Consider the following 12,588-nt stretch of genomic DNA (forward strand, 5'->3'; position numbering starts at 1 on the left):
TTCCTGTTTTCTGAAGAGGGATTGAAAAAGCATTTTTTTATAATTTACGGTTCGCAGACACCTCATTTATATAAGAAATGCACGGTAAATCGGCTAAAGTTTCTGCCGTAGACACCCCATTTTCAAGTGAAATGAATTGCAATCTTTTTAAAAATGAAATTGTTTATTTTTTAAAACAGTATATGCTCTTTCGGAGACACCCCGTTTCGAAAATGAAACAAATTATCTGGTTATGTGTAAATTTCATTGTCCAATTTGGACACCCCATTTCATGATGACTTCACTATGTTGTTGTACTCATCAATTGGTGGTTGCTTTTTCAAGTGTGTTCCTTCTTCACTAATTATGATGTCCGCTTTCGTAAAAATATATGCAAAGAAATTTAATTTTTTTTTTGGAGACATCGATACTATGTAGTGCACCATGATTTTTGGTAAGATGAATATATACATTTCTTACAAAAGTGAATGAATATAAATGAAGAAAGTGGTGTCGTATGAGCGAGTTATTGCGTGTAGAAAATGTTACAGGAGGATATACGAAACGACCTGTACTGCAAAATGTTTCGTTCTCTGTTAATAAAGGCGAACTTGTCGGCTTAATCGGTTTAAATGGAGCCGGGAAGAGTACGACAATTAAACATATCATCGGTTTAATGGAGCCGAAAAAAGGAACTGTCACAATTAACGGGAAAACAATTCGTGATGATATGACAGCGTACCGTTCTAGTTTCTCCTTCATTCCAGAAACGCCAGTATTATATGATGAGTTAACGTTAGAAGAGCATTTGAAATTAACAGCGATGGCGTACGGTGTAGATGAAAAACAGTACGAAGAACGTGTAGGACAACTATTACAAGAATTTCGCATGAAAAATCGCTTGAAATGGTTTCCGTCTCATTTCTCAAAAGGGATGAAACAAAAAGTGATGATTATGAGTGCATTTTTAGTTGAACCATCACTGTACATTGTGGACGAACCTTTCGTCGGGCTTGATCCGTTAGCGATTCAATCACTTCTTCAAATGATGGATCAAATGAAAAAGAGTGGTGCGGGCATCTTAATGAGTACACATATTTTAGCGACAGCAGAGCGCTATTGTGATTCATTCATTATTTTGCATCAAGGTGAAGTGAGAGCGAAAGGAACGTTGGCTGAATTGCAATCAAAATTTAACATGCCTGGTGCAACGTTAGATGATATTTACATTGCATTAACAAAGGAAGAAGATTATGAATAGCACAGCGTTATGGAAAGAACGATTTCGGCACTTTCTAAAAGAAGTTCGTACATATAGTAAATACGTATTTAATGATCATTTGAAATTTATTTTCGTATTTATCATCGGCGCAGGAGCGTATTATTACCAGCAATGGTTACAAACGTTAACACCATCGTTTCCGACAGCGGTCGTTATGGCAGTTTTACTTGGCCTCGTATTAACAGCCGGATCCATACAAACGCTATTAAAAGAAGCGGACCTTGTGTACTTGCTGCCAGTTGAAGAAAAGTTAAAGCCTTACTTTACAAAGGCATTTCTCTTTACGTTTATGATTCAGTTATACATAATCGCAATGGTAGCCGCTGCGCTTGCCCCGTTATACTTCCAGCAAATGAAACAAACAGGAGCGGCGTACATATGGATTGTAATCGCGTTCGTCATTGTAAAGGCGTGGAATTTATTCGTAGCGTGGGAAAAATCATTTTTAACAGATCAAAGCGTTCAAAAAGCAGATGGGTTCATTCGCTTTATCTTAAACGGCTTATTTGTGTACGTCCTTGTAGAACGTACTTCAGTTATTTTTACCGGTGTAATTGTTTTTCTTATGGCGCTATACCTTGCTGTTATGCATCAAAAGGTGAAGGGAAAGCCGCTAAACTGGGAGTATTTAATTTCTGAAGAAGGTAAAAAAATGATGCTGCTGTACCGCATTGCGAATATGTTCGTTGATGTACCAGCGTTAAAAGAGAGAGTATCACGTAGGAAATGGCTTGATTTCATTCTTTCGATAATTGGTGAGAACCGTACATATTTATACTTATATACGAGAACGTTTTTAAGATCAGGTAACTATTTCGGCTTATATATGCGTTTACTCGTTCTTGGAGGAGTCATTCTTTACTTCATCCCATTTTTATATGGACGTTTTATCGTAAGTCTTATTTTCTTATACTTAATCGGCTATCAGCTATTAACCCTTTGGAAACATCACCGCATGAAAATTTGGCTTGATTTATATCCAGTAGGGGTAGACGAGAAGAAGAACGATTTTCTTACTTTATTAAATGCGATTCTCATCATCGGTAGCGTTGTATTTACAGTTATATTTGCACTTGCGACGAAAGATTTCATAATGACCGGCATTTTATTTGTCGTAAGCATATTATTTAGTATTGGTTTCGTTTATCAATACGGTGCGAAACGCATTGAGCGTTTAAACTGAAGGGAATGAACCTATGATTACATATGAAGAGAAGGTTATAAAAGAATTGGAGCAGTGGAAAGCTACATTCATGAAAGATTCTTCTATGATGACACGGTTCTCTAAAAAAGTGCAGGTGAAAGTGCAACAACTAGTGCCGGCGAAAGTGCAAAAGGTACTAACAGAAACGATTCGGATGATGGTACAAACAATTAGTGCTGGATCAAACTTCATAAAACCGAAGCTAAAAGAAACGAACTGGTCACTGCAAAGACGAGACGATGAAGTACGTAAAAAAATGGATGAGTACAAAAAAGTCGCAGCGGCAGAAGGAGCAGGAACGGGAGCAGGTGGTATTCTCCTCGGTCTTGCTGATTTTCCGCTTCTACTTACCATTAAAATAAAATTTTTATTTGATGCAGCGACATTGTACGGATTTGATACGAGTAAAAAAGAAGAGCGTCTTTTTATTCTTCACGTTTTCCAGCTTGCTTTTTCGAGTGATGACCATAGAAAAGAAATATGGAAAGCAATTGAAACGTGGGATACAGAAGAAGAAAATCATATGGACTGGGAAAAGTTCCAAACAGAGTACCGAGACTATATCGATTTAGCGAAAATGCTTCAGCTTGTCCCAATCATCGGTGCCCCGGTCGGCGCGTATGCGAACTATCAATTATTGCAAAGGCTTGGGGAAGTGACGATGAATTGTTATCGTATGCGCTTGCTTAATAGAAATTAATTTGCTTTATAAAAAAGAAGGCATCCTAAATTACACATTTAGGATGCCTTCTTTTTATTTATATTTATTATTCCCTGACGAATGAAGGAATGGAGCGCAGTCCCTATAATATATTTACGGAAATCTTATTAAACCATAACAATATCTTTACCACCTCTAATCAATTACTTATAAGTGGGGTCTCGCCACATCGCCATCAACTTAAGAAATTGGCATTTCCCCATATCGAAAAAAATGAGCTGAATTATTATAAATAACTCTGGAAAGATAAAATTTTTATTTTGGGGATACTTCAAAATATTAGCTTGGTGGACATAGGTATCACCACATGTCCATGGATTAAAGAAAGAGCCTATTATTAAACTGTACCCTACTCTTTGGGTCGGAAGAGGTGCTATAGATGAATGTAAAGACATATAGGGCTCAAGTGTTTTCTTGGTCTAAGGAGACCAAGGTAGAAATAGTAGAACTCATTTCCGCCGGCATAGGTATGGCCGGACCTGTTCTGTTCGCCACAGTTCTAGGCTATCCCGCTCTTGGTTTTGCTGCATCGGTCGGCAGTTTGGCAGTCAGTAGCGTGAAAGTCGGTTCGAGTTTTATAAATCACGGGAAAAAGTTGGCATCAGCGCTGCTATCAGTAGTGCTCGCTGCGATTGCTGCTGTTCTCTCTTTCGGACATGGCTATCTGACATTTGGAGTCTTGATCCTGCTGGTAAGCCTTGCTGCGTTAATTGGCGGATATAGTCGTGCCTTGGCGGTGGCAACAACACGCTTTGTCGTATTCCTGATCATCATCCTCAACATGGTCGACCAGACGGAGTACCGGATGGAACTAATTTTTTCAATCTTAGCAGGGGCGATTTGGACCGTCAGTATCAGCTTGGTGCTAGGCATCTGGGTACACCGTTGTTATAAATCATCGCTGGATGGAGATGTGAAAGGGCCAACATCGAAAAAAATCATTCTATGGCGGAATTCTCTTGCACACCTATCCGGTTGGCAATTCCCAATCAGGCTCGCATTATGTCTAGGTATAGCTGAGGGATTGCGAATACTTTGGCCCGAGCACCACTTCTATTGGATTGCAATTACCGTAGCGATCCTTACTCAGCGGAAAATAGAACTCTTTCCAATCAAAACAACACAACGAGTGCTTGGTACAGTAATCGGCGTGATTGTTGCGAGCTTGCTTCTCGCAACTAGTCTACCAATTTGGGGGTTAGTTATAAGTATCGGGCTATTCGCAGGTGTTCGACCTCTTCTAAAGGTTCGAAATTATCTTGTATACTCTGCAACCATGATCCCGCTCATTATTTTGATCATGGAAGCCGGCAAGCCGTTCCAGTTTATCATTCTGTTCGACCGTGTATTTGCAACCCTTATCGGTGCAGTCATCGTGATTGCAGTGAACTTGATATTCAGTAGAGCGATGGCGAAATCAGTGTAAAGGTGGTTATCTAGCGAAAGATGCTTTACTTGGAATAAAGTTTGATTAAATTAACTTAATAAACCTTGATAAAAGAGCAAATAAAAAAAGCGTGGTTCGAAAAAAGATTGTTCAAAACACGCTTTTTCTATATTCAATTAAACCATCCTTTTATTAAACTTTGTTTCATGGCCACAAAATGACATCTAAAAGTTAGACACGTTATTTCATTAGGAAGCTTCTTGGGCATGGGTCCGGTATTGTACGAGGGCTCATGCCTTTTAGTTTTGCCTTTGCTGTTGTGTATTTTATATTGTGGATCCATTGACAGTTACTTTTGCGTCTATAGTAAATCCTAATCTTGCATCTACAGATGCCTACAACATTATTATCCTGCCAATATGGAGAATCATAGAAACATAGGTTGTCCACTTTAGACACGACACGTTTTCCTACATTTAAATTGTTTCGTTCCAATCGACTGCAAAATGAACGAATACGTTTCTCCCTGTCTCACCAGATTTCTTGGATTTAAAGCCATTTTCCCTTTTAGGGTGATGTAGTCCTTAAGATCGTGTTAAACCTGTGCAATTACGGTTGGAATTTCATGCTGTTTGACACATATCCCCAGGCTATCTGGACATGATAAAAGATGAGGTGACTGACATGAAGGATAAAATATTAGAATTAGTACCAGGATCGGTAAAAAAATTACTCCAGAAAAAAGTTAAAGATGGAAACCGATGCATCATTGATTTGGTTGTGGATGATGCAACTGCTTATGGATTTGAACCGGAGCAAGTAGTCCCCTGTATCATGGCGGGTTATTATGTTTATGAATCCACCACCTATCCCAGTGAAATGGAGGAAGAATGGAAGCTGAACTTGGTTTTTCATGCGGCCAATCGCTCGGCAATGAAGCTTCTGTCTTATGGGAAGTATAAAGCGAAACAATCTGAAAGTGGATGGATGAGATATACAAATCCATAAGGTTTACTTAACATACACTAACTAGCTTGGTGAGCATGAGGCACCGTCACATGCCCATCAACCTGAGATTTTGAAATAGCACCAAGTATTTTGGTGAAAAAAAGAAACATTTAAGTTCCTAATGACATTTTTCTAATGTAAGTTATAACATTGCCTAAACAACAACTACCTTGTGGATTGTTTACTTCACAACCACATCGGTTTTCTCTTATGTTTTCGCGAATAAGCTCTACTGGATTAGGAGTAAGTCCATTTTTCACATATTGTTTAATTTTTTTTAGTTCTTGAATTTTACGTTGGATGTCCTCTAATTTAAGAACAGTGAAATCATATATGTCACCGCACTTTGCTTCATTGCGATCGACCATTTGTATCGAATGGTCTCCGTGTTAACGCCACACTTTTCAGCCAGTCCTCCAATAAGATATTGCATCTATCGCACCTCATATAAAGTATTATTTACTATATTATCGATCTACTTTCTTAAAATAAACTGTCATTATTCAATAAGTCTTATTCAACAATATGGTCCGATTGCGAAATTCTAAAACTACATTTAGAGCGATTAACCTTTATCACCACGTAACTCTTTACTACAACGTTTTACAAAAAACGCTGTTATTAAAATAATAATTCCTATACTCAAAACAAGTAATTGATCGAGTGCAATCACATCACGAAAAATCCAACGAGAAACAAAACCGAAGCTAGACATGCACACACATATAAAACCAAAATAATTTAACCATCTATGTACATTTTTCATTCTTTCCCCTCCTAAAACTACATTTTATCATTCCCTCCTGTTTTTGGGTGTGAGTGCTGGCTAGTCGTGTGGCGATACCCCATACCCATCAAGATAAGGTCTTTAAGTACCCCCTAAACAAAATTTTTAATTTTTTTACAGTTATTTATGTGAATTCAACTCGTTTTTTTCGTTTTAGGAACAATGCATTTTTTAAGTTGATGGCTATGCTCAAATTTGAGAGTCTTTTTTTTTGCTATTTCTATTCATATTTTTTTGTTTTTTACCAATAATATACAGATAAGGTGGATTTGTTTATAAAGCTACTTGAGCTTACTTTAGTGTATTTAGGGGTGCAAATATGAAAGTATCAATATTTATTACTTGTGTTGCAGATGTTTTTTATCCAGAAGTAGGAAGAAATGTTGTGGAAATTCTTGAAGATTTAGGGTGTGAAGTGGATTTTCCTAAAACTCAAACTTGCTGCGGACAACCAGCTTATAATAGCGGGTATGTTATAGAAACAAAAACAGCTGCAAAACATATGATTGAAGCCTTTGCTAGTTCAGAATATGTTGTGGCACCATCGGGCTCTTGCGCTATGATGGTTCACGAGTTTTCTAGCTTATTTTCTGAAAGTGAAGCGGAGTGGAAGAAAAAAGCTACTGAACTTGGAAATAAAACATATGAGTTCACACAATTTCTTGTGGAAGTATTAGGGAAAGAAGACTTAGGTGCGGAGCTTCATAAAAAAGCAACGGTTCATACATCTTGTCATATGAGCCGATTAATGGGGATTAAGGAACCACCGCAAAAATTATTAAAATGTGTAAAGGGACTGGAAGTTGTTTCACTGCCGCATAATTATGATTGCTGCGGATTTGGGGGTACATTCTCAGTGAAAATGCCAGAAATTTCTGAGCAAATGGTTGAGGAAAAAGTAAAGCATATTATGGAAACCGGTGCGGAAGTGTTAATTGGGATGGATTGTAGCTGCTTAATGAATATAAAAGGACGTTTAACACGCAATGGTTATCCAATTGATGTAAAACATATTGCTCAAGTATTAAATGAAGATCGAAAACAAGGGGGGATATAGAGATGGGAATGAAAATTGGGAACGATCCCTTTCATAAGCGTACTAAAACAGGCATTGGGGATCCATTTATGCGACAGGCTGTCAGGAAAGCGCAAGATGGTCTTAGAATCAAGAAATTAAAAGCTACTGAGAGTCTTGGAAACTGGGAAGAATGGCGAGCTTTAGGAGAAGAAATTCGAAAGCATACATTAGAAAACCTTGATTATTATTTATATGAGCTGAGTGAAAATATCGAGAAAAACGGTGGTTTTGTTTATTTCGCAAAGACTGCAGAAGACGCAAGGGAATATGTAAAAGGGATTGTAAAAAAGAAAAACGCGAAAAAAATTGTGAAATCAAAATCGATGGTAACGGAAGAAATCAGTTTAAATGAAGCGATTGAAGAAGCTGGAGCGGAAGTGTTAGAAACAGATCTTGCTGAATTTATTCTACAAGTGAACGACCACGATCCGCCGTCACATATTGTTGTTCCGTGCCTTCACAAGGATAAAGAACACATTTGTGAAATATTTAAAACAAAGTTAGATTATACGGGAACATCTGATCCGACGGAAATGGCGAGGTTTGTAAGATCGTATATACGTGATGATTTTTTTGCAGCGGATATAGGGGTGACTGGATGTAACTTTGCTGTTGCAGAGTCTGGATCAATTTCTATCGTAGCAAACGAAGGAAATGCAAGACTTACTACGACACTTCCGAAAACGTTGATTACAGTTATGGGGATGGAACGTATTGTTCCAACATGGGAAGAGCTTGATGTTTTAGTAACACTTCTATGCCGAAGTTCTGTAGGACAAAAGTTAACAAGTTATATTACAGGGTTAACTGAGCCTGGCGGAACAGATGGACCTGAGGAATTTCATTTAGTCATTGTTGATAATGGTCGTTCCGATATTGTAGGAACGGAATTCCAAAGTGTCCTCCAGTGCATTCGTTGTGCGGCATGTATTAATGTGTGTCCTGTATACAGGCATATTGGTGGACATGCATATGGTTCTATTTATCCAGGACCAATTGGAGCTGTGTTGACACCGCTTTTAGGGGGATATGATGAATATAAGGATTTACCTTACGCATCTAGCCTTTGTGGTGCTTGTACAGAAGCGTGTCCAGTGAAAATCCCGTTACATGACTTATTAATTAAACATCGCAGCCGCATTATAGAAGAAAAACAATCCCCCGTAGCTTGGAACGTGGCTATGAAAGGTTTTGAAAAAGTGGTGAAGAGTCCTAGACTATTTTCTTTTGCAGCGAAGAGCGCTCCGTATGCATTAAAACCTCTCGCAAAAGGAGATAAGATTGAGCGCGGCATTGGACCGTTAAAAGCTTGGACGGATGCGAGAGATTTTCCAGTTCCGAAAAAACAACCGTTTCGAGAGTGGTTTGAAAAACACGAAAAGGAGAACAATGATGGCCAGCCAAAATCGTGAGGAATTTTTACTCCAGTTATCAGAAAAGCTTGGTAGGAAACGTCCAGAAGCAGTGGAAAAACCGAACTGGTCTTTTTCCCCGCAGTGGACTGTTTTTGACGGACTGGCGCAAGACGAACTTGTATTAAAGTTAATAGAGCACTGCGAAGTCATTCATACAGAAGTAAAGCGAACAACAAAGGAAAATCTTGTTGAAACATTGGGGTCTTTTATAAAAGATTGGAATATCAAATCTGTTATATGTTCGAATGATGAGCGCTTTAATGAGTATGGTCTTACACCATGTTTCAGCAATGAAGGAACAACACATTTTCGTACATGGGGATTAGATCATAAAGAAGAGGACATAAAATTTGCGAAAGCTGCTGACCTTGGCATTACGTTCAGTGATATGACTTTGGCAGAATCAGGAACCGTTGTACTATTTAATGACGGGTTAAAAGGAAGACATGTGAGTCTTCTTCCGGAGTCATATATTGCAATCGTTCCTAAAAGTACGATTGTACCAAGATTAACCCAAGCTACAAAACTGATCCATAATCAAAATAAAGCGGGAGAAAACTTGCCGGCTTGTGTGAACTTCGTTTCTGGTCCGTCAAATAGTGCGGATATTGAAATGAACCTTGTCGTAGGTGTACATGGGCCAATTAGAACAGCCTATATTATTGTGGATGATCAATAATGATTTACGTTTGCGACAGAGCGCGAAATATAGCTGAAGCATTATAAGAATACTGAAAATAGAAAGCGCTGGCTGTTAAATATAACCGGGGCTTTTTATTTTGTGTGCCCTTATTGGTGAAGAAACCTTAAGAAGGAAAATTTTAATCTGTTTCAGTTTTCTACGCTACTATAACTAATTGAATTGTGTCTTTTCTTAGAAGCTAAGCACACTATAACTAGCTCCAATTATAATGAATACGATAAAGAGCAGAATGAGTAATAAAAGCCCACTACTACCGCTCTTACCATCTTCACCGCCAGATCCCATATGAAAATCCTCCTTATCGTTATACATTGCTTTTACTTTATATTTTTCTAGGTTCATCAAGAAGTTCCTTTTAAAACTCTAATTAACTTGCAAATCATTCATTTTCATTTTACAATTTACTTACCGACCGGTAAGTAAAAATAAAAGAGGTACGCTATGACAAAAAATTTACAAACATCGCAGAACATTGTAGAGGCATCATTTAAACTGATGGCAGAGCATGGCATTGAGAAGATGAGTCTTTCAATGATTGCGAAAGAAGTAGGCATATCAAAGCCCGCTATTTATTATCATTTTCCGTCTAAAGAAGCACTAGTTGATTTTTTATTTGAAGAGATTTTTTCTGAATATCAATTCGCGGGTTACTTCGTTAAAGAACAATATACGAAAGAAAACTTTGCAGAAAAGTTAATCGAAGATGGTTTACATATGTTGTCCGAGTATAGAGGTCAAGAAGGCATATTACGCGTTATAAATGAATTCATCGTAACTGCGACGCGAAATGAAAAGTACCAGAAACGCTTATTTGAAATACAAGAAGATTTCTTAAATGGATTCCACGATTTATTAAAGCAAGGTGTGGAACTTGGCGTTGTGTCACAACATGCAACAGAAGAAAACGCGCATACGTTAGCGCTCGTTATTGATAATATGAGTAATTACATATTAATAGGATTCCAGTTAAAGTATAAAGAAATTTGGATTCGAAATGTGAAAAACGTAATGAAGGAGAAATAAATAATAAATTTTCAATTTTATGTAAAGTTATGTAAAATATAGATTGAGACAATTCATATATTAGATTAATAGATTTGGAGTGGTTACATGGATCCATTGAAAAATGAAATTCATCCTGACATGGTCAAGGTGTGGAAAATTCGTGCTGTAATTGAAGAAGGGATAGGTATTCTCGTCATCTTAGTATACCTTTTCCTCATGATAAAGTTTGATTGGTGGGCGTGGATTTTGTATGTGATGGTTGGGTTAACAGTTGCGCTAGCACCATTTTCGTACTTCGTATTCCCGAAACTGCGTCAACGTTATTATAGCTATCAATTAAATGAAGAAGAGCTTGAAATTCAGCACGGTCTTTTCGTTGTAAAGCGCGTATTAGTACCGATGATTCGTGTACAGCACGTTACCATTGAACAAGGGCCAATTATGAGAAAACATGGATTAGCAGAATTACATATTGCAACGGCAGCAACTTCTCATAGCATTCCCGGCTTAACGATGTATGAAGCAGAAATGCTGAAAACGAGAATCGCAGAATTAGCGAAAGTGAGTGATGAGGATGTATAAGAGACAGCATCCAATCACGATGTTATTAGAATTAAAATTAACAGATTTTATACCATTAATTATTTTCATGTTTAGTTTAAACGGAAAGTTCCCATTTTGGTATTTAATTCCCGCTGGATTCGGTTTACTCACCGTTTTTTCAGCGTTTGAAAAATGGTATTACACAACATACTGGGTTGAAAATAACGTATTACATGTGAAACAAGGGCTCTTTGTGAAGAAGGAGAGCTACTTAAATAAAGAACGTGTCCAAACGATTAATACGAGTTCAGGCATGCTGTATCAAGTGTTAGGACTAAAGAAAATTAAAATCGAAACAGCTGGCGGAGGCGATGATGCAGAAGTTAGCTTAGCTGGTATTACAGTAGAAGAGGCGACTGAGCTTATTGCAATGCTAAATGAGCCAACGCCAGAAGTGAAAGCAGAAGAAACATCAGAAGAAGTAGTAGAAACAGAAATTATTACAGAGGAAGAACAAGCGACAGAGTACAAGTTAACGTGGAAAGAAATTTTATTAGCGTCTATTACATCTGGTCAATTTGGATTATTATTCTCTTTAATATTTGTCGTTTATAACCAAGTGGATGAGTACATTCCGAAATGGATAAAAAATAGCGTAGAGTCGTATGTAATGGATCATGATATATATGGCTGGATTTACATGGTAGCCATTTTGCTCGTCGTTTCTTGGATTATATCCACAATTGGTTACGCGTTAAAACATGGTAATTTCACAGTAAATCGAAAAAATGATGAAGTTCGTATTTCGCAAGGGTTACTTGAGAAAAAAGAACTCGTACTAAAGTTACACCGCATTCAAGGTATTACGATAAAGGAAGGTATATTACGCCAACCGTTCGGTTATTGTGCTGTGCAAGTAGAAGTCATTCAAAGTGAAGGAAAAGAAGAAAAAGTTACGCTACATCCAATTATTCGAAAAGATCGCGTGCAACAGTTACTCGCACATTTACAATTACCATACGAACTGAATACAAATATTATTTCATTACCAAAAGCAGCATTACGGCGCTATCTCATTGATAGTTTCATCTTCTTCGCAATGCTAGCAATCCCGCTGACGGGAATAAGCATATACTTTGAAAAGTATTACATCATGTGGGCGTTATTACCGCTAGCAATCCTTATCTTTACACTTGGATACGCAACATTTAAAACAAATGGTTACAGTGTAAATGGAGAACAAATTACGATTGTACATCGTAGTATTGGAAAACATACAGGACTTGTCAGAAGAAGACACGTCCAGTCAATCGAGAAAACACAATCATATTTCCAGCGCCGAGCGGATTTATGTACGTATACGTTTTCTAGTGCATCATCGAACTATAAACTAGAGCATACGAGAGTAGAAGATGCGGAGAGAATGCAGGATTGGTATAAGAAGAGAATAAGTGAGAATTAATTTGGAATGGCTTG

Annotated in this window: 14 protein-coding genes and 1 pseudogene; 11 read left to right on the forward strand and 4 right to left on the reverse strand. The window is 37.7% G+C overall.

The window, feature by feature from the left end:
* The first annotated feature begins 496 nt into the window (after positions 1-496).
* From ecsA to MHI07_RS05240, 4 genes are all read left to right on the forward strand, one after another.
* A complete protein-coding gene (ecsA, locus tag MHI07_RS05225) occupies positions 497-1,240 on the forward strand; it encodes an ABC transporter ATP-binding protein EcsA (RefSeq protein ID WP_340822335.1) in 744 nt (247 codons plus the stop codon).
* Positions 1,233-2,444 carry an ABC transporter permease gene (locus tag MHI07_RS05230; RefSeq protein WP_340822336.1) on the forward strand — a complete coding sequence of 404 codons (1,212 nt, stop codon included), beginning with the start codon at positions 1,233-1,235 and terminating at the stop codon, positions 2,442-2,444. Before ecsA ends, MHI07_RS05230 begins: the two co-directional genes overlap by 8 nt.
* A gap of 13 nt (positions 2,445-2,457) precedes the next feature.
* Positions 2,458-3,165, forward strand: coding sequence for an ecs operon protein EcsC (ecsC, locus tag MHI07_RS05235; RefSeq protein ID WP_340822338.1), 708 nt, complete (start codon positions 2,458-2,460; stop codon positions 3,163-3,165).
* A gap of 400 nt (positions 3,166-3,565) precedes the next feature.
* On the forward strand, positions 3,566-4,612 hold the full coding sequence (locus MHI07_RS05240) for an FUSC family protein (RefSeq protein ID WP_204208935.1): 1,047 nt from the start codon (positions 3,566-3,568) through the stop codon (positions 4,610-4,612).
* 133 nt (positions 4,613-4,745) lie between these two features.
* Here MHI07_RS05240 and MHI07_RS05245 read toward each other — a convergent pair.
* Positions 4,746-5,047, reverse strand: a pseudogene (locus MHI07_RS05245) (hypothetical protein); the annotation flags it as partial.
* Between the two features lie 210 nt (positions 5,048-5,257).
* Here MHI07_RS05245 and MHI07_RS05250 point away from each other — a divergent pair.
* Positions 5,258-5,581, forward strand: coding sequence for a hypothetical protein (locus MHI07_RS05250; protein ID WP_002146752.1), 324 nt, complete (start codon positions 5,258-5,260; stop codon positions 5,579-5,581).
* 110 nt (positions 5,582-5,691) lie between these two features.
* On the opposite strand, the gene MHI07_RS05255 is transcribed toward MHI07_RS05250, so the two are convergent.
* Together MHI07_RS05255 and MHI07_RS05260 are read right to left on the reverse strand one after the other, a co-directional pair.
* Positions 5,692-5,949 (reverse strand): hypothetical protein, encoded by a 258-nt coding sequence (locus MHI07_RS05255; protein ID WP_002158999.1) that lies wholly within the window; start codon positions 5,947-5,949, stop codon positions 5,692-5,694.
* Positions 5,950-6,146: 197 nt separating this feature from the next.
* Positions 6,147-6,347, reverse strand: coding sequence for a hypothetical protein (locus MHI07_RS05260; RefSeq protein ID WP_002158997.1), 201 nt, complete (start codon positions 6,345-6,347; stop codon positions 6,147-6,149).
* A 340-nt stretch (positions 6,348-6,687) separates the two neighbouring features.
* Between MHI07_RS05260 and MHI07_RS05265 the strand changes: the two genes are divergently transcribed.
* The 3 genes from MHI07_RS05265 to MHI07_RS05275 are packed head-to-tail and all read left to right on the forward strand — an operon-like array spanning position 6,688 to position 9,540.
* Positions 6,688-7,425, forward strand: coding sequence for a (Fe-S)-binding protein (locus MHI07_RS05265; RefSeq protein ID WP_340822343.1), 738 nt, complete (start codon positions 6,688-6,690; stop codon positions 7,423-7,425).
* Positions 7,426-7,427: 2 nt separating this feature from the next.
* Positions 7,428-8,858, forward strand: coding sequence for a LutB/LldF family L-lactate oxidation iron-sulfur protein (locus MHI07_RS05270; protein ID WP_340822344.1), 1,431 nt, complete (start codon positions 7,428-7,430; stop codon positions 8,856-8,858).
* Entirely contained in the window at positions 8,839-9,540 is a 702-nt protein-coding gene (locus MHI07_RS05275) for a LutC/YkgG family protein (protein ID WP_340822346.1), read from the forward strand. The genes MHI07_RS05270 and MHI07_RS05275 overlap by 20 nt, the downstream gene beginning before the upstream one ends.
* A 195-nt stretch (positions 9,541-9,735) precedes the next feature.
* Here the strand turns inward: MHI07_RS05275 and MHI07_RS05280 are convergent, their stop codons facing one another.
* The gene (locus MHI07_RS05280; RefSeq protein WP_445661745.1) at positions 9,736-9,906 is read right to left on the reverse strand and encodes a sporulation protein YjcZ; all 171 of its coding nucleotides are present in this window, start codon (positions 9,904-9,906) and stop codon (positions 9,736-9,738) included.
* A 99-nt stretch (positions 9,907-10,005) separates the two neighbouring features.
* Here MHI07_RS05280 and MHI07_RS05285 point away from each other — a divergent pair, with 99 nt between their 5' ends.
* The 3 genes from MHI07_RS05285 (at position 10,006) to MHI07_RS05295 (ending at position 12,574) form a co-directional block, all read left to right on the forward strand.
* Positions 10,006-10,587: a TetR/AcrR family transcriptional regulator gene (locus tag MHI07_RS05285; RefSeq protein ID WP_340822348.1), complete on the forward strand. Its 582-nt coding sequence runs from the start codon at positions 10,006-10,008 to the stop codon at positions 10,585-10,587.
* An 87-nt stretch (positions 10,588-10,674) separates the two neighbouring features.
* Positions 10,675-11,151: a PH domain-containing protein gene (locus tag MHI07_RS05290; RefSeq protein WP_340822350.1), complete on the forward strand. Its 477-nt coding sequence runs from the start codon at positions 10,675-10,677 to the stop codon at positions 11,149-11,151.
* Positions 11,144-12,574: a PH domain-containing protein gene (locus MHI07_RS05295; RefSeq protein ID WP_078174787.1), complete on the forward strand. Its 1,431-nt coding sequence runs from the start codon at positions 11,144-11,146 to the stop codon at positions 12,572-12,574. The genes MHI07_RS05290 and MHI07_RS05295 overlap by 8 nt, the downstream gene beginning before the upstream one ends.
* Positions 12,575-12,588: the final 14 nt, after the last annotated feature.

It is taken from the genome of Bacillus sp. FSL H8-0545 (genome assembly GCF_038006105.1).
Lineage (GTDB): Bacteria > Bacillota > Bacilli > Bacillales > Bacillaceae_G > Bacillus_A > Bacillus_A cereus_U.

Bases quoted from the DNA above. Each gene is read 5' to 3' on its own strand.
- ecsA (WP_340822335.1), top strand. From the start codon at position 497: ATGAGCGAGTTATTGCGTGTAGAAAATGTTACAGGAGGATATACGAAA.
- MHI07_RS05230 (WP_340822336.1), top strand. From the start codon at position 1,233: ATGAATAGCACAGCGTTATGGAAAGAACGATTTCGGCACTTTCTAAAA.
- ecsC (WP_340822338.1), top strand. From the start codon at position 2,458: ATGATTACATATGAAGAGAAGGTTATAAAAGAATTGGAGCAGTGGAAA.
- MHI07_RS05240 (WP_204208935.1), top strand. From the start codon at position 3,566: ATGAATGTAAAGACATATAGGGCTCAAGTGTTTTCTTGGTCTAAGGAG.
- MHI07_RS05250 (WP_002146752.1), top strand. From the start codon at position 5,258: ATGAAGGATAAAATATTAGAATTAGTACCAGGATCGGTAAAAAAATTA.
- MHI07_RS05255 (WP_002158999.1), bottom strand. From the start codon at position 5,949: ATGGTCGATCGCAATGAAGCAAAGTGCGGTGACATATATGATTTCACT.
- MHI07_RS05260 (WP_002158997.1), bottom strand. From the start codon at position 6,347: ATGAAAAATGTACATAGATGGTTAAATTATTTTGGTTTTATATGTGTG.
- MHI07_RS05265 (WP_340822343.1), top strand. From the start codon at position 6,688: ATGAAAGTATCAATATTTATTACTTGTGTTGCAGATGTTTTTTATCCA.
- MHI07_RS05270 (WP_340822344.1), top strand. From the start codon at position 7,428: ATGGGAATGAAAATTGGGAACGATCCCTTTCATAAGCGTACTAAAACA.
- MHI07_RS05275 (WP_340822346.1), top strand. From the start codon at position 8,839: ATGGCCAGCCAAAATCGTGAGGAATTTTTACTCCAGTTATCAGAAAAG.
- MHI07_RS05280 (WP_445661745.1), bottom strand. From the start codon at position 9,906: ATGAACCTAGAAAAATATAAAGTAAAAGCAATGTATAACGATAAGGAG.
- MHI07_RS05285 (WP_340822348.1), top strand. From the start codon at position 10,006: ATGACAAAAAATTTACAAACATCGCAGAACATTGTAGAGGCATCATTT.
- MHI07_RS05290 (WP_340822350.1), top strand. From the start codon at position 10,675: ATGGATCCATTGAAAAATGAAATTCATCCTGACATGGTCAAGGTGTGG.
- MHI07_RS05295 (WP_078174787.1), top strand. From the start codon at position 11,144: ATGTATAAGAGACAGCATCCAATCACGATGTTATTAGAATTAAAATTA.